This is a genomic window from Kumtagia sp. (assembly GCF_059502445.1).
The window spans coordinates 27,256-42,801 of sequence record NZ_JCACER010000010.1; the positions used below are offsets into that span (position 1 = coordinate 27,256).

Genomic DNA, 15,546 nt, shown 5'->3' on the forward strand with positions numbered 1-15,546 from the left:
CCTACTGCCCTACTGCCCAACTGCCCTACTGCCCTACTGCCCTACTGCCCTACTGCCCTACTGCCCTACTCGCCGGATACCCGTTGGCATGCGGCGGCACTGCCTTGAGATAGGCGGCGATCGCCGCGCGGTCCTCGGGCGTCAGCTGCGCCATGTTCTTCTGCACGTCCACCATCGTGCCGCCGACCGAATCGAAGTCCGGCGTGAAGCCGCTTTCCAGGAAATAGGCGATGTCGCTCTGCGACCAGTCGCCGATGCCGCCTTCGCCGCCGGTGACGTTGGGCACGACACCTTCCCCTTCGGCCGCGGCGGCACCGGCCAGCCACTGCTCCTTCAGCAGCCCGCCGAAGGAGTCGCGCGGCGTGTGACACTCGCCGCAATGGCCCGGCCCCTCGACGAGATAGCGGCCGCGTTCGACCGGCTCCGCCGCGTCGTCCGGCAGAGCGACCACCGGCTCGCTGCCGAGATATGCGCGTTTCCACAAACCCAGGCCGCGGCGAAAACTGTAGGGAAAGCCGAGGCTATGCGCGGCGGCCTTGCCCGGAACAGCCGGCAGCGTCTCCAGGAAGGCATGGAGATCGGCAATGTCGGCGGGCTGCATGCGCGCGTAGGACGTATAGGGAAAGGCCGGATAGTAATGCGCGCCATCCGGCGAGACGCCCTTCAGCATGGCATTGGCGAGGTCGGCGGACGACCATGCGCCGATGCCGTCGGCCGGGTCCTGCGAGATGTTGGGGGCGACGAAGATGCCGAAGGCGGTCTTCAACCGGACGCCGCCTGCAAGCTCCAGACGCGCATCCCCTTCCGAGCCGGGCTTCGCATGGCATGAAGCACAGCCACCCGCCCAGAACATGCGTTCGCCGCGCGCTGCATCACCCGTGCCCAACCCGGCCAGGGTCGCTGCGTCGAGCCGCTCCGGTCGCGTCAGCAGCCAGAATGCGCCGGCAGCGGCAACGGCGAGCGCAACGACACCGACGGCAAGCCTGGAAAACATCGGCATTGCGCAGCGGGCCGGGCGCTGCCTAACCCTTCTTCACCCGGAACGCCTCATGGCAGGAGGAGCAGTTCTGGCCGATGCCGCCGAGCGTCGCCCTGACGCCGGCGACATCGGCCGGCGGGGCGGCGATCGCGGCCGCTGCGTTGGCCTTGAACTTGTCGACCTCCGCCTGGAAGCCTGCCAGGTCTTCCCAGATCTTCGGCGATGCGGTGGTGTCGCCCTTGTCGGTGCCGGCCGGAAACAACGTCGCCACGTCGAGCTTCTGGGCGTCCTCGTTGAGGGTCGTCAGGGCTGCCAGCACGGCGGCAGCGTCGAAGGGCTGCTCTCCCTTGGCGATGGCGGCAAGCTGCCCGGCGGCCTTCCCGTTCGCCTTCATCAGGGCTTTGCGATCGGCGATCGGATCGGCCTGGACGGCCGTGGCGGCGAGCACGAGCAGGGAGACGGCGACGAGCAGTTTCTTCATGGATGATCCTTGGGTTGCGGGTGGCTGCCTGAGGAGGTCAACGACGAGGTTGCACCAGTTCTTGCGACGCGCAACTTCACGGTTGTGTGAAGACAGGCCGGGGACGATCTTCCGACCGCTCAGGCGATCAGCCTTCGATGGCGCCAGCCGGCCAGATGCGGCAGCATTCGGCTCGAAATGCCGCCACGGCGCCGGTCGCCACGGCCAAGTCCATCTGCAGTGCCGCAGCAGCCTCGCGCAGTCTTCCATCTTTGCATAGTTCGTTGACCACCCAGACCGCCTTCCGCTCGATGTCGGCACCGTAAGCGTGCATGGCCTTTTCCAAGGACTCCGCGGGAATACGGCCATGGGCTTCGACCAGCCTGCCGAGGTCGACTGCGTCCCGATAGGCAGCGGAGCGATCCATGCATCGATCGGCATTGGCCAGCAGCTTTTCAGCGAACATGTCCACCAAGCCAAGGACAGGCACGCCAAGCCTGTCGTCAAGGGCTCCGCTGAGTGTGATGCGGGCTTCGCGGATGATCTCGAACTTGATCGGCTGCCCCGCCTGTTCGAGAAACATGCGGATGCCATAGGCATCCGCTCGCGGCTCACGGACGCTCACAACGTCCTCGCCGAAGAGCTTCCTCGTGCCGCCGCCCACGACAGAGTTCCTGATTTCCCTGTAGCCGTTCGTGTCGGCGCAGAGAAAATCGACATCGAGCGACCGCCGATACTCGCCATAAAGAAGCACCACGGCTGTTCCGCCGCCGAACCAGCAGCGGGTTTCGGTCAACATCCGGTGATTCATGCGCCGCAGCATTGCAGCGATGATTTGGTGTTCTCGTCGAACGAATTGCATGGCGTTATCCGCTCCGCCTATCCGAACCACGATAGCCGCAGGTGCCATTCCGCGGAAGCGGAGTTATCTCAGCTTGAAGCCGTTGCCATACACCCGTGCAAGCTCGTCGATGAGGTCGGCCTCGCGCTCGGTCAGATGGTTCTCGTCGACAAACCGCCAGTTCCGCTCATATAGCGCAAAGGCCTCGTCGGCTGCGATCGGCCGCAGCGGATCCCTGTTCCAGACGAGCCGCTTCAGCTCGGGGAAATCGGCCGGAACGATCTGCTTGCCGAAATGTACCGTCATGACGGTGCTTATAGCACGAAAGCGCACCTGCACGATGGAGGCTCTTCCCGCGGGCCGGCGCGACTGCCCGCCTCCTTCAAACGCCAGACCCCGCGCAAGCACGGGGTCTGCAGATTCGGTCGGCACCTGTCGGACCGGCAGGCCTTTGACGGTGCCGGCAGGCGATCTCACTCGGCCTTTTCGTAGAGCTCGAGCACGTAGTCCCAGTTGATCAGGCTGTCGACGAACGCCTCCAGATATTTCGGGCGGGCGTTGCGGTAGTCGATGTAGTAGGAATGCTCCCACACGTCGACGCCGAGGATCGGCGTGGCGCCATGGACCAGCGGGTTTTCGCCGTTCGCCGTCTTGGAGATGGCGAGCTTGCCGTCCTTGACCGAGAGCCAGGCCCAGCCGGAGCCGAACTGCGTCGTGCCGGCGGCAATGAAGTCCGCCTTGAACTTGTCGTAGCCGCCGAGATCGCTGTCGACCGCCTTCTGCAGCGCGCCCGGCAGCTTGTTGCCGCCGCCGCCCTTCTTCATCCACTTCCAGAAGTGGATGTGGTTGTAGTGCTGGCCGGCATTGTTGAACAGGCCGGCATTCTTGCCGAACGACTGTTTTACGATCTCTTCCAGCGAGAGGTTCTCCATGCCGGCCTCGGCGGCCAGCTTGTTGCCGTTGTCGACATAGGCCTTGTGGTGCTTGTCATGATGGTATTCGAGCGTCTCCTTCGACATGAAGGGCTGGAGCGCCTCATAATCGTAAGGCAAAGCGGGCAGTTCGAAAGCCATGTCAGTACTCCCTCGTTGGCTAGAAGCCGGCACTTGTCGGGCCGGCGAAAGACAGGTCGCAGCGCACGGGAAACTCCGCCGCTTCGCGTCGGTTCCCTTCTAGCGGCTCAAGCCGCGGAAGTCGAATGCGCCCACTCCCAATAGAGCTCGCGCGCCTTGCGCGCCACCGGGCCGGGCTGCAGCTCACGATCCTCGATGCGCGTGACGGGTACCACCTTGGAGTGGTTGCCGGTCGAGAAGATCTCGTCGGCTTCGAGGAAATCCCGCACCGTCAGCGTCGCTTCGGTGGTGCGGAAGCCGTAGTCGCCCAACAGGCCGATGGTGCGCGAGCGGGTGATGCCGGACAGGAAGGTTCGGTTCGGCGCCGGCGTGTAGATATGCCCGTCCTTGACCAGGAAGATGTTCGACGAGCCGGTCTCGGCGACATTGCCCAGCATGTCGAGCACGAGCGCGTTGTCGAAGCCGCGCTTGCGCGCCTCCAGGATGGCCCGGCCGTTGTTGGGATAGAGACAGCCCGCCTTGGCGTCGGTCGGCATGGACTCGATCGTCGGCCTGCGGAACGGCGAGACGGTGAGCGAGAAGCCCGACGGCGGGATCATCGGCGCCTCGTAGAGGCAGAGACAGAAGCGCGTAGACTCGGGATCGGCCGGCACACCCATGTAGCCGCCGTGCTCGGCCCAATACATAGGCCGGATGTAGATCGCGGTTTTGCCGTCGAATTTCTTCAGCCCGTCCCAGGTCAGCCCGACGATCTCGTCGGCGCTCATGGTCGGCTTCAGCCCGAGGCTGATGGCGGAGGCGTTGACCCGCGCCGCATGGCGGTCGAGGTCGGGCGCCACACCCTCGAACCAGCGGGCGCCGTCGAACACCGTCGAAGCAAGCCAGAAGGCATGCGAGCGCGGCCCGATCAGGGCGACGTTGCCGTCATGCCAGTCGCCGTCGACATAGGTCCAGGTGGTAGTCTGCGCGGGTGTCGCCAAACTCATCGAAGCGCCTCCGATCGGGCCGACATGGAAAGCCGCTTTGCGCGGCGAGGTCAACCGGGCGTCTGGCCAAAACAGTGGGCCAGCTTGGATTCCTGGTGGAAACAGCAAGCTGCCCGGCCTGACCGAAGGAAGGCACGACATGCGCGGCTCCTCGCCGCGCAGTGCCTCTGCACATAAGGATGGCTGCTTCGCGGTAAGGCAGTGCCATCGTGAAAGCGGCGGCGTTCCGACCACTTGCCCGTGGAGCTACTTGCCCGCAGAACCGCCGGGTGCGTCGGCAGTCCGCCTGGGCCGGCGGACGGCTCTTACCTTCCCGCTCGTTGCGCCACCGCAGAAGAACCGGTCGCCGCCGTCGGATTCCAGACCCGACACGGCCATCCCGGCCGGCATGGCGAGTTCCTCGAGAACGTCGCCGGTTTCAGGGTCGATCCGCCTCAGCTCGCTCGCCTCGTTTTCCCAGGTCGCGTGCCAGAGTTCGCCGTCCACCCAAGTCACTCCGGTGACGAACCGATCGGTGTCGATAGTGCGCAGGACGGTCCCGGTGTGCGGATCGACCTGATGGATCTTGCGATCCCGATACTGCCCCACCCACAGCGACCCTTCAGCCCATGCGAGCCCCGAGTCGCCGCCGCCTCCGGGCGCCGGTATCGTGGCGAGCACGCGGCCGCTCTCAGGATCGATCTTCTGGATGCGGTCCTCGGCGATCTGGAACAGGTGACGGCCGTCGAAGGCGGTTCCCGCATGCGCGGCGACATCGATCGACCGCACCGCTTCTCCGCTCGCGGGATCCACGGCATTGAGCCTGTCTCCGGAGGCAAACCAGACGTGCCGGCCGTCGAAGGTGAGCCCGTGCACCTTATCGGCGCCCGGAAAAGGTCCGTATTCACGAAGCACCTCGGCTGCGGATCGTTTCATGGCCATTTCTCCACTTGCTGGCGAAGATTATTAGCCTCCCGGCAGCGGACCGGGGAGTAACAAGGCTGGCGGGAATCCCGGAACCGACGCGGTCACCCAGCGGCGCGCCCGCCCGCGGCCGAAGGACTGCACCTTGCCCGCCGCCGCAAGCAACTCCAGACCGCGCTGCACGGTGCGGGGACTGGCGCCAAGCGCCATCGCCAGAGCCGAGCTCGACCAGGCCTCACCGTCCGCCAGCAGGGCGAGCACCGCCGCGTACTTTTCGTCAGCCGGCGGAGCCAGCACGACGAGCCGGCGTCCGTCGTGCGGATCGAGCGCAAAGCCGCGCTTGGTCGCGCCGACGTCCGCCAGGGACCGCAGCTCCGCCCGCAGCCGCCCGACTTCCACGCGCAAGCGGGCGCGATGCGATTCATCGGCATGCTTGCCCCCGAAAGCCCTCGCGACAAGCGCGCTCCTCGGCATGTCGGCCGGCCAGGCTTCCGCCATTGCGCGCGCCAGCGCGAACAGGACGGGACGCGTCGCCAGCGAGACCATCCGCTCTTCGCAACGAACGAGGTTGCGACACGCATCGACGACCAGCACCTGCGACGACAGCAGCGTTTCGACCTGCTCCAGCAGCAGCAGGCGCTGCTCGCCACCGGCGATCAGGCGGGCCGCGGGCATCGTCATCGCCAATGAGGCACGTTCGACCTCCGCCGACAATGCCGGGATGGCCGCCTCGCGCGCCGCCCGCCCCGCCCGGCTCAGCGCGCCGCGCGCCGCGCGGGCCTGCAGGCGCCGTATGGCAATTCCCGCGATGGCGAGTTCATGGGCGGCTCGCAGGGCGGGCGGGAGCGACGTGGGATCGAGCCCTGCAAGCATCCGTTCCGCCTCATCCAGACGACCGATGAGGAGCAGGCGCCGCGCCTCGATATGCCGGGCATGCGCGGCATTCACGCGGTCGCCATGTGCTTCGAGCGCCGTTCGTGCCGCCTCGAGCGCCTTCTCGGGCCAGCCCAGGTCCCGCGAGACGAGTGCGATCTCGGCCTCGGCGACCATGCATCTGGCGCGCGCCACGACTTCCTTTGGCCCGAAAGCCCGCCCCGCTCTCCGGAGCAGGGCCTTTGCGCGAACGAGATCGCCGAGCTGCGCCATGGCGATGCCCCGCAGGGCCAGGGCGGGCGCATCGTCACGCAGGGCAACCCGCTTCAACGCGCCGAGCGGATCACCTGCCGCCAGCGCGCGTGCCGCGGCCGTGATCAGCGAGTCCATGGCAATCCGGTCACGCTGTCACCTCACCATTCTCAGGCCGGCCTGGCCTTTCTCGCGACGACCGGTAGTCATGCCGGAACGACCAAGCCGGTACCAGAGGGAGAATCGCATTGGCTGACATCCACACAGGGTCCGACCTCCAATCGTATCGCCCGGCGCCGCCGGACGCGTGGAGGCCGAAATCGAGCCGTCATACCAACAAGTGCTTGCTTTTGCGGGTCTATTGCCCAACGTAGAGGCGATGCGACACGCTGCCTATGTCTTCGACGCCTACGGCACACTCTTCGATGTGCATGCCGCCGTTCGCCGCCTCGCGGAGCGGGTTGGCCCCGATGCGCAGCGGCTTTCCGACATCTGGCGCGCAAAGCAGCTCGAATATTCCTGGGTGCGCACGCTGATGGGCGCCTATCAGGATTTCTGGGTGCTCACCGAGCAGTCGCTGGATTTTGCCATGGCGGCGGTAAAGCTCCACGATGCGGCGCTGCGCGCCGACCTGCTTGCCGCCTATTGGACACTCGACTGCTATCCGGAGGTTCCGCACGTCCTCCGGACGCTGAAGGCGTCCGGCGCACGGCTGGCTATCCTCTCGAACGGGTCTCCGGACATGCTGGCGGCGGCAGTCAAGTCGGCTGCGCTCGAAAATGTGATCGACGCGGTTTTTTCCGTCGATCCGGTCCGCCGCTTCAAGACCGACCCCGCCGTCTACGACCTGGTGACCACCGGCTGGCGCCTCTATCCCGACGCGGTGTCGTTCCAGTCGTCGAACCGCTGGGACATCGCCGGAGCCGGCAAATTCGGCTTCCGTACGGTCTGGATCAACCGCAATGCCCAGCCCGACGAGTACCGCGACCTGCCGCCGCATCTGATCCTGCCGTCGCTGGAAGGATTGCTGACGGCCTGAGACTCATTGTCCTGTGGCGGGCATGCCACATGGCCAGGCAGTCACATCTCCGCCACCGTTCCTCCGCCATCGCGCCGGAATTGCAACCTTAACCCTCCAGCAGCCACGGGGCGCCGGAATGCAACCTGGCGTTTACCTGTTGTTGCCGACTGGCCGGCACTGTCCGGCCGCACAAACCGAAAGAACCGAAAGAAAAGAATGCCTGACGATCTGCCTTCCAGCCCGCTCATGTCGCGGCGCCGCTTCCTCGGCGCTGCCGCAGCCGGTGCCGCCTCCCTCACCCTCTCAGCCTGCGCGACCACCCAGCCCTATCCGGACTTCGCCGGGCCGGCCACGCCGACCCGGCCGGACGAGCCGTCGCTTGCCGGCTACGAGGCGATGTACGCCGCGGTCGTCGACGAGGGTTATGAAATCCCTGCCATTCCGCTGAAGAAGGTCGATCCGCGCTTCCTGCGCCAGATCGTCGACGATCCGACCGGCGAGCGGCCAGGCACGATCGTCGTCGACACCTCGACCCACTACCTCTACCTCGTCCGGGAGAACGGCAAGGCGCTGCGCTACGGCGTCGGGCTCGGCCGCGCCGGTTTCGACTGGTCGGGACGCGCTGTCATGCAGTGGAAGCGGAAATGGCCGAAATGGACGCCACCCGAGGCGATGATCGGCCGTCAGCCGGAACTCGAGCGCTACAGTGCCGCCAATGGCGGCATGGCACCCGGCCTCAACAACCCGCTCGGCGCCCGCGCGCTTTACATCTTCCAGAACGGCCAGGACACGCTCTATCGCATCCACGGCTCGCCGGAATGGTGGTCGATCGGCAAGTCGGTCTCGTCCGGCTGCGTGCGCCTGATGAACCAGGACATCATCGACCTCTACGACCGCGTGCCGGGCAAGTCGCCGATCCTCGTCACGTCAGGCATCGGCGTCGCCTAAGGGGACCGGCAAACGGATTGACTCCTGGACGTCCACGCTTACCAGCCGGGCGTCATGCTCCTTCCCGAAGGGTGCGCGCCGCCGATATCTGCCGCACGCACCCTGCTCTCCAAGGCCCTGACCGAAGCGGGCAACACGCTCAGAGCGGAATCGTCGGAGAAAGGCAGGCCGAGGCGTGTAGCGGCAATGGCCGCGCAAGCTCTTGCTTGATCCATGTCACGCGTTCTCTTGCGGGGGTCGCGACGCTCGTCGCTGGAGACCCATGCCTTGTGCAGGGCGAACACGCGCGGATCAAGACAGGCAAGCGGTGCGGGATAGCCGTCTTCACCGATCGCGATCGCTTCGAATCTGGGAGCGTTGACAAGCCAACCCAAGCCGCTGATCGGTGAACCATGAATCTCCTCTTGCAGATCGGAAAGGGCATCGCGCTCTTCGTCGCGCATAACATCCCGGGACTCCGGCCGAATCAGATCGACAAAATAGCCATCCCGATTGGCAGCCCGAAAGCTTCCCTTGCGAACCGGTGAGAAGGAGTGATCGAGCCTCCTCAAGATACCCAGCAGTCCTATTTCTCTCACTTGCCGACCCACAAGAGAGAGACGCCGGCGGGAATCGAACAACAAGTCGACGTCGCCGGTCGCAAGCAACTCCGCAGCCAGCCTGACTCCGGCTCGGGCCTCGTAGGCGAACAATGCGTTCGTGCCGACGACGAACAGTTGATGGCCAAGAAGGTCCCGCTCGTCGAGATCGCGCAAAATTCTGGCGGCGGTAACCGGAACACGTCCAAGGCCCATTGCCTTGTTGACAGGGGCCATCTGATCCAACCGGAGCGCGAGCCCCGACAGCCGGTCGCCGTTTCTTTCGCGGCCGCCGACAAACCGCTCGAACGCTTCCTGCGTTTCGGCGCTGATCGGGCCGAGGGAACGCTCCCGCGAGCCCACTTTGCGCAACAGGTATCGTCTGCCGCCGCGGTTCACCCAGCGCATACTACCGGAAAAGCGGCGGCGCCGCTCGACATTCGCTTCCCGCCACGCCTCGAATATTTCGACCGTGTCGATCAGTTGCCGCTGTTGGTCGCCTCTAAGCTCGGTAAAGAACATTTTCCACTCTTGCGACCGAAAATCGTCTCAATGGTGGAAAATATCAAAAATTCAGCCAGATAGCCAGTGATCCGCTAGCGTCGCTTGGTCAGGCTGCCGAGAATGCCGCGCACCAGGGCGCGACCGACCTGCGAGCCGACCGACCGCACGACCGACTTGATCGCCGCCTCGGCCACGGTCTGGCGATTCGACGGCCGCGGTGCCGGCGTCTGCCGCTGGCGCGGCGCCGGCTGGTAGCGGTCGGACGGCGCCGGCTGCTGCCCGCCGCCGAAATCCGGCAGCGTCCAGCGCGATCCGCCGGCCTGCGTGGACTGTTCTTCGGGTTCGATCTGCTGCCGCTGTTGAGCCTTCTTCTGCAGCACCTCGAAAGCGGATTCCCGGTCGATCACCTGATCGTATTGGCCGGCGACCGGGCTTTCCGAGATAAGCTTCTTGCGCTCTTCGGCCGTCACCGGGCCGAGCCGCGAGGCCGGCGGGCGGATGAGCGTCCGCTGCACCATCGACGGCACGCCCTTCTCCTCCAGCGTCGAGACCAGCGCCTCGCCGGTGCCGAGGTTGGTGATCGCCGTGGCGCAGTCGAAATCCGGATTCGGCCGGAACGTATCGGCGGCGGTGCGCACCGCCTTCTGCTCGCGTGGCGTATAGGCGCGCAATGCATGCTGCACCCGATTGCCGAGCTGGGCCAGCACCGTCTCGGGCACGTCCAGCGGGTTCTGGGTGATGAAATAGATGCCGACGCCCTTGGAACGGATCAGTCGCACCACCTGCTCGACCCTGTCGACGAGTATCTTCGGCGCCTCGTCGAACAGCAGATGCGCCTCGTCGAAGAAAAAGACGAGCTTTGGCTTGTCCGGGTCGCCCACCTCCGGAAGCTGCTCGAACAGCTCGGACATCAGCCACAGCAGGAAGGTCGCGTAGAGCCGCGGGTTCATCATCAGCTTGTCGGCGGCGAGCACGTTGATGGCGCCGCGGCCGTCGCGTGTGGTGCGCATGATGTCGGCGATGCGCAGCGCCGGCTCGCCGAAGAAATGGTTGGCGCCCTGCTGCTCGAGCACGAGCAGCGTGCGCTGGATCGCCCCGACCGACGGCTTCGTCACATTGCCGTAGCGCCGCGAGATCTCGTCGGCGCGCTCGGCGATGTTGGTCAGCAACGCCTGCAGGTCCTTCATATCGAGGAGCAGCATGCCCTCCTCGTCGGCGATGCGGAAGGCGATGTTGAGGATGCCTTCCTGCGCCTCAGTCAGGTTCATCAGGCGCGACAGCAGCAGCGGTCCCATCTCCGACACGGTCGCACGGATGGGATGGCCCTGCTCGCCGAACAGGTCCCAGAAGATCACAGGGAATTCCTGGAACTCGTAGGGGTCGAGCTTCACGGTTTCGGCGCGCTTGACCAGAAAATCCTTCGGCTCGCCCATCATGGCGATGCCCGAGAGGTCGCCCTTGATGTCGGCGCAGAACACCGGGATGCCGGCATTGGAGAAGCCTTCGGCGATGATCTGCAAGGTTACCGTCTTGCCGGTGCCGGTCGCGCCCGTCACAAGACCGTGACGATTGCCGTATTTCAACAGCAGCTCTTCCGGCCGCTGGTACGAATCGTCCGGCTTGCGGCTGGCACCGAGGAAGATGCTGGTGGGATCGGCCATGAACTCTGCTCCCGGTCGTTCCGACGGATGGTTCGAAAATGACATCCGGCGGTTAGCCAATGGTATAGAGGCGCGCCAGCCGTGCTACAATGGGAGCGAAAGTGAAAGTGCAGGCGCGGGCTTGCGCTTGGAGTTCGTGTTTGGCAATCGGTACTTGACCCCTTTGGGTTCCGTCGATGCCGACCGGATACCCGCTTCGCCCGTGTCCCGAGTGGAGGAGTAACGAAGATGGACGTCGATCGACTGATCAGCGAATCCGCCTTCCCGGAGGCCGACCGGACGCGATGGCTGGCACTGGTGGAAAAGGCGCTTGCAGGCGCCGCCTTCGATGACGTGATGGTGGGGCGCAGCGACGACGGCATCGCGCTCGACCCGCTGGCGGCGCGGCGCGGCGACGCTGTGCCGCTGTCGCGCCGCAAGCCCGCCTCGCCCTGGCTCATCGTGCAGCGCTGCGACGATACCGATCCGAAGCGCGCCAACCGCCAGGCGCTGGAGGACATCGGCAACGGCGCGACCGGCCTCGCCCTGGTCTTCGAGGGCGCGCCCAACGCCTTCGGCTATGGCCTTCCGGACGAGGCCGACACGCTGGAGCGGGTGCTCGACGGCGTGCAGCTCGACAAAGTGCATCTCAGGATCGACGCGCATCCGTCGAGCCGCGCCATGGCCGACCGCCTCGTCGCCTTCCTGACCAGGCGCCGCGCCGATCCGGCGAAGCTCGGCATCTCCTTCGGCATCGATTCGGCCGCCACCTTCGCCGGCACCGGCCGGCTGCGCATGTCGATCGAGGCGCTGCAGGCTTCAATGCCGCAGTCGCTGGCGCATTTCTTCGCCATGGGCGTGCCCGGCATCCTGCTCGAGGCCGATGGCCGCGTCTATCACAACGCAGGCGCAACCGAAGCGCAGGAACTCGGCGCCATGCTCGCCGGCGCCGTCGCTCATCTCAGGCTGTTCCAAGACGCCCGCCAGGCGCTGGTCTACGCGGCGCCCTATATCGGCTTCGCGCTTTGCGTCGACCAGGACCAGTTCCTGTCGATCGCCAAGATCCGGGCATTGCGACTGCTGTGGCAGCGCGCACAGGAAGTGGTATCGATCAAGCCGTCGCGGGCGGTGATCCATGCCGAAACCTCCTATCGCATGGCGACGGCGCTCGACCCCGAGACCAACATCCTGCGCTCGACGCTGGCCGCCTTCGCCGCCGGTGTCGGTGGCGCCGATTCGATCTCGGTGCTGCCCCACACCATCGCGCATGGATTGCCGGAGGCCTTCGCACGGCGGGTCGCGCGCAACACGCAACTGGTGCTCGCCGCCGAAAGCCATGTCGACTTCGTCGCCGATCCGGTCGCCGGCTCGGGCAGCGTGGAGGCCTTGACCGAGGCGCTTGCCGAAGCGGGCTGGACGGAATTCCAGCGCATCGAAAAGGAAGGCGGCCTGCTGCGTAGCCTGGCGGCCGGTCAGCTCCAGACGCGTGTCATGGAAGCGCGGGACCGCCGCGCCGCCGACTACAGGTCCGGAAAACGCGGCATTGTAGGCACGACGCTGTTCCCGATAAAGATCGAGCTGCCGATCGAGACGCTTTCCGCCGACCGGCGGCCGCTGCCGACCGACGGCACGGTATTCTGCCCGAGGCTGGAATCGGCCCGCATCGACGAGCTGATCGGCGCAAAGGCATGATACCCGACTTTTCGAGCATCGGCTGGCAGCGGCCGGCTACCCTCGCCCCCGTCCGCGACAGAGCGCTCTGGGAAACGCCGGAAGGCCTGGCGATCAAGCGCTTCTACGGCGAAACCGACCTCGCCGACCTCGAGACGCTCGACACGTTCCCGGGCATCGCCCCGTTCATCCGCGGCCCCTACCCGACCATGTACGTCCAGCAGCCCTGGACGATCCGCCAATATGCCGGCTTCTCGACGGCCGAGGAGTCCAACGCCTTCTACCGCCGCAATCTCGCCGCCGGCCAGAAAGGCCTGTCGGTTGCCTTCGATCTCGCCACCCATCGCGGCTACGACAGCGACCATCCGCGCGTCGCCGGCGATGTCGGCATGGCGGGGGTCGCGATCGATTCCATCCTCGACATGCGCCAGCTCTTCGACCAGATCCCGCTTGGCGAGATGACCGTGTCGATGACCATGAACGGCGCGGTGCTGCCGGTCATGGCGCTCTACATCGTGGCGGCCGAGGAACAGGGCGTCGCCCAGAAGGATCTTGCCGGCACCATCCAGAACGACATTCTGAAGGAGTTCATGGTCCGCAACACCTACATCTATCCGCCGAAACCCTCGATGCGGATCGTGTCGGACATTTTTTCCTACACCTCGGCCAACATGCCGAAGTTCAACTCCATCTCGATCTCCGGCTACCACATGCAAGAGGCCGGGGCGACCGCCGACCTGGAGCTCGCCTACACCATCGCCGACGGCATCGAATATGCGCGCGCCGGCGTCGCCGCCGGGCTCGACATTGACAAATTCGCGCCGCGCCTGTCCTTCTTCTGGGCGATCGGCATGAATTTTTTCATGGAAATCGCCAAGATGCGGGCGGCGCGGCTGATCTGGGCGGCGCTGATGCAGAAGAATTTCGCTCCAAAAGACCAGCGCTCCCTGTCCCTGCGCACCCACTGCCAGACCTCGGGCTGGTCGCTGACGGCGCAGGACCCCTACAACAACATCATGCGCACCATGATCGAGGCGATGGCGGCGACGCAGGGCCACACCCAGTCGCTGCACACCAACTCCTTCGACGAGGCGCTGGCCCTGCCGACCGACCATTCGGCGCGCATCGCCCGCAACACACAGCTCATCCTGCAGAAGGAATCCGGTACCACCCGCTTCATCGACCCGTGGGGCGGCTCGGCCTTCGTCGAACGGCTGACGCATGATCTCGCCAACAAGGCGCTCGCGCACATCGCCGAGGTGGAATCCCTCGGCGGCATGGCGGCGGCCGTGGAAAAGGGCATCCCCAAACTGCGCATCGAGGAGGCGGCGGCCCGCACGCAGGCGCGCATCGATTCCGGCGAGCAGCTTCTGGTCGGCGTCAATGCCTTCCGCCCCGAGAAGGATATCGCGGTCAACGTGCTCAAGATCGACAATGCCGAGGTGCGGGCGCGGCAATTGTCGAAACTGCAGCAGCTCAAGGGCACGCGCGACGTCGCCGCCGTCGAGACCGCGCTCGACCAGCTCACCGCCGCAGCGCGCGAAAACGGCAACCTGCTCGACTTCGCCATCAAGGCGGCTCGGGCGAAAGCGACGGTCGGAGAGGTTTCGCTGGCGCTGGAAAAGGCGTTCGGCCGCCATGTCGCGGAGGTGCGGACCATCGCCGGCGTCTACCGCGAGGCGATCGGCGAGAATGCCGTCGTCGACCGCGTCCAGGAAAAGGTTTTGGCCTTCGAGAAGGCCACCGGCGCCAGACCGCGCATCCTCGTCGCCAAGATGGGCCAGGACGGGCACGACCGCGGCCAGAAGGTGATCGCCACCGCCTTCGCCGATCTCGGCTTCGACGTCACCGTCGGCTCGATGTTCCAGACGCCCGAAGAGATCGCAAAACTGGCCGCCGAGCACGACGTGCATATCGTCGGCGCCTCGTCGCTCGCCGCCGGCCACCTCACCCTCATCCCCGAGCTCAAGGCGGCGCTGAAAAAGCTCGGCCGCGACGACATCCTCATCGTCGCCGGCGGCGTCATCCCGCCTCAGGACTTCGATGCCGTCCGCCAGGCCGGCGCCACGGAAATCTTTCCGCCGGGAACGGTGATCCCGGAGGCCGCGGAGCGCCTGCTCGACAGACTGGCGAACTGAGCCGAACACGGCGGGCACCGTCGACCACCGTGCCTGCCGTCTCGTAGCGTTGCGCGCGCATGCATTGTCGCGTCGACGGCTCAGCCGCCCGTCCGCTTCACTTCCCCTGCCGGCTCGCTCAACCGCTCTTCGGCTTCTTCCCGGAGCGGCTGCTGTTCAGCGCCACGGCAGCGCGAACGAGTGCCTTGAAAGCCTCTTCGTTGATGCTTTCACCGTCATGAAGATCGATGGCGCGGCGGGTGTTGCCTTCGAGGCTGGAATTGAAGAGGCCTGCAGGATCGTCCAGCGCCGCACCATGGGCGAAAGTCAGTTTCACCTTGTCCTTGTAGGTCTCGCCGGTGCAGACGATGCCATCGTGCTCCCACACCGGAACGCCCAGCAAGTTTGACGGCTTTCGCCACTTCACCTCCTCGACCATTTCGGGGTCCGCCTGCTTGATCAGCGTCCGCACCCGGGCGAGCGTCTTGCCTCGCCAATCGCCCAGCTGCTCGATGCGCGCATCGATCAGCTGGGCGGGCGAGGCTCCGCCTTCCGCGACCTTCGAGGCGTCCGCCGTCATGGTCGTTGCCGCGTTCTTCATCGTACAAACTCCGGCTCTTCGTGCATTCCAGCGCCTGCCGTCGCGACGGCTTCTCGACGTCGCGGACGAAACCTTCCTCTCGCTTGAGGCGTTTGTAGC

Annotated in this window: 15 protein-coding genes; 4 read left to right on the forward strand and 11 right to left on the reverse strand. The window is 65.7% G+C overall.

Annotated features, from left to right (window positions below; genetic code table 11):
• Positions 1–49: 49 nt before the first annotated feature.
• The 8 genes from AC5JDC_RS04395 to AC5JDC_RS04430 all read right to left on the reverse strand — a co-directional run bounded on the left by AC5JDC_RS04395 (position 50) and on the right by AC5JDC_RS04430 (position 6,505).
• Entirely contained in the window at positions 50–1,000 is a 951-nt protein-coding gene (locus AC5JDC_RS04395) for a cytochrome c (RefSeq protein WP_495839446.1), read from the reverse strand.
• Positions 1,001–1,022: 22 nt separating this feature from the next.
• A complete protein-coding gene (locus tag AC5JDC_RS04400) occupies positions 1,023–1,460 on the reverse strand; it encodes a c-type cytochrome (RefSeq protein ID WP_495839448.1) in 438 nt (145 codons plus the stop codon).
• 127 nt (positions 1,461–1,587) lie between these two features.
• Positions 1,588–2,301, reverse strand: coding sequence for a nucleotidyl transferase AbiEii/AbiGii toxin family protein (locus tag AC5JDC_RS04405; RefSeq protein WP_495839450.1), 714 nt, complete (start codon positions 2,299–2,301; stop codon positions 1,588–1,590).
• 63 nt (positions 2,302–2,364) lie between these two features.
• Positions 2,365–2,586, reverse strand: coding sequence for a hypothetical protein (locus AC5JDC_RS04410; protein ID WP_495839452.1), 222 nt, complete (start codon positions 2,584–2,586; stop codon positions 2,365–2,367).
• Positions 2,587–2,753: 167 nt separating this feature from the next.
• Positions 2,754–3,353 (reverse strand): superoxide dismutase, encoded by a 600-nt coding sequence (locus AC5JDC_RS04415; protein WP_495839454.1) that lies wholly within the window; start codon positions 3,351–3,353, stop codon positions 2,754–2,756.
• 107 nt (positions 3,354–3,460) lie between these two features.
• Entirely contained in the window at positions 3,461–4,339 is an 879-nt protein-coding gene (locus AC5JDC_RS04420) for a branched-chain amino acid aminotransferase (protein WP_495839456.1), read from the reverse strand.
• 246 nt (positions 4,340–4,585) lie between these two features.
• Positions 4,586–5,254 (reverse strand): Vgb family protein, encoded by a 669-nt coding sequence (locus tag AC5JDC_RS04425; protein ID WP_495839458.1) that lies wholly within the window; start codon positions 5,252–5,254, stop codon positions 4,586–4,588.
• Positions 5,255–5,284: 30 nt separating this feature from the next.
• Complete coding sequence (locus tag AC5JDC_RS04430; protein WP_495839460.1) at positions 5,285–6,505, reverse strand: helix-turn-helix domain-containing protein; 1,221 nt, start codon at positions 6,503–6,505, stop codon at positions 5,285–5,287.
• Between the two features lie 241 nt (positions 6,506–6,746).
• Between AC5JDC_RS04430 and AC5JDC_RS04435 the strand changes: the two genes are divergently transcribed.
• Positions 6,747–7,406 (forward strand): haloacid dehalogenase type II, encoded by a 660-nt coding sequence (locus tag AC5JDC_RS04435; RefSeq protein ID WP_495839462.1) that lies wholly within the window; start codon positions 6,747–6,749, stop codon positions 7,404–7,406.
• Positions 7,407–7,604: 198 nt separating this feature from the next.
• Complete coding sequence (locus AC5JDC_RS04440; RefSeq protein WP_495839464.1) at positions 7,605–8,336, forward strand: L,D-transpeptidase; 732 nt, start codon at positions 7,605–7,607, stop codon at positions 8,334–8,336.
• 38 nt (positions 8,337–8,374) lie between these two features.
• Here AC5JDC_RS04440 and AC5JDC_RS04445 read toward each other — a convergent pair whose 3' ends face one another.
• Together AC5JDC_RS04445 and AC5JDC_RS04450 are read right to left on the reverse strand one after the other, a co-directional pair.
• Positions 8,375–9,436, reverse strand: a complete 1,062-nt coding sequence (locus AC5JDC_RS04445) for a GSU2403 family nucleotidyltransferase fold protein (RefSeq protein ID WP_495839466.1) — start codon at positions 9,434–9,436, stop codon at positions 8,375–8,377.
• 74 nt (positions 9,437–9,510) lie between these two features.
• The gene (locus AC5JDC_RS04450; protein ID WP_495839468.1) at positions 9,511–11,079 is read right to left on the reverse strand and encodes a helicase HerA-like C-terminal domain-containing protein; all 1,569 of its coding nucleotides are present in this window, start codon (positions 11,077–11,079) and stop codon (positions 9,511–9,513) included.
• Positions 11,080–11,307: 228 nt separating this feature from the next.
• Here AC5JDC_RS04450 and AC5JDC_RS04455 point away from each other — a divergent pair, with 228 nt between their 5' ends.
• Positions 11,308–12,750 carry a methylmalonyl-CoA mutase family protein gene (locus AC5JDC_RS04455; protein WP_495839470.1) on the forward strand — a complete coding sequence of 481 codons (1,443 nt, stop codon included), beginning with the start codon at positions 11,308–11,310 and terminating at the stop codon, positions 12,748–12,750.
• Positions 12,747–14,867 (forward strand): methylmalonyl-CoA mutase, encoded by a 2,121-nt coding sequence (scpA, locus tag AC5JDC_RS04460; RefSeq protein ID WP_495839472.1) that lies wholly within the window; start codon positions 12,747–12,749, stop codon positions 14,865–14,867. The genes AC5JDC_RS04455 and scpA overlap by 4 nt, the downstream gene beginning before the upstream one ends.
• Before the next feature lie 118 nt (positions 14,868–14,985).
• Here scpA and AC5JDC_RS04465 read toward each other — a convergent pair whose 3' ends face one another.
• A complete protein-coding gene (locus AC5JDC_RS04465) occupies positions 14,986–15,447 on the reverse strand; it encodes a DUF1801 domain-containing protein (RefSeq protein ID WP_495839474.1) in 462 nt (153 codons plus the stop codon).
• Between the last annotated feature and the right edge of the window lie 99 nt (positions 15,448–15,546).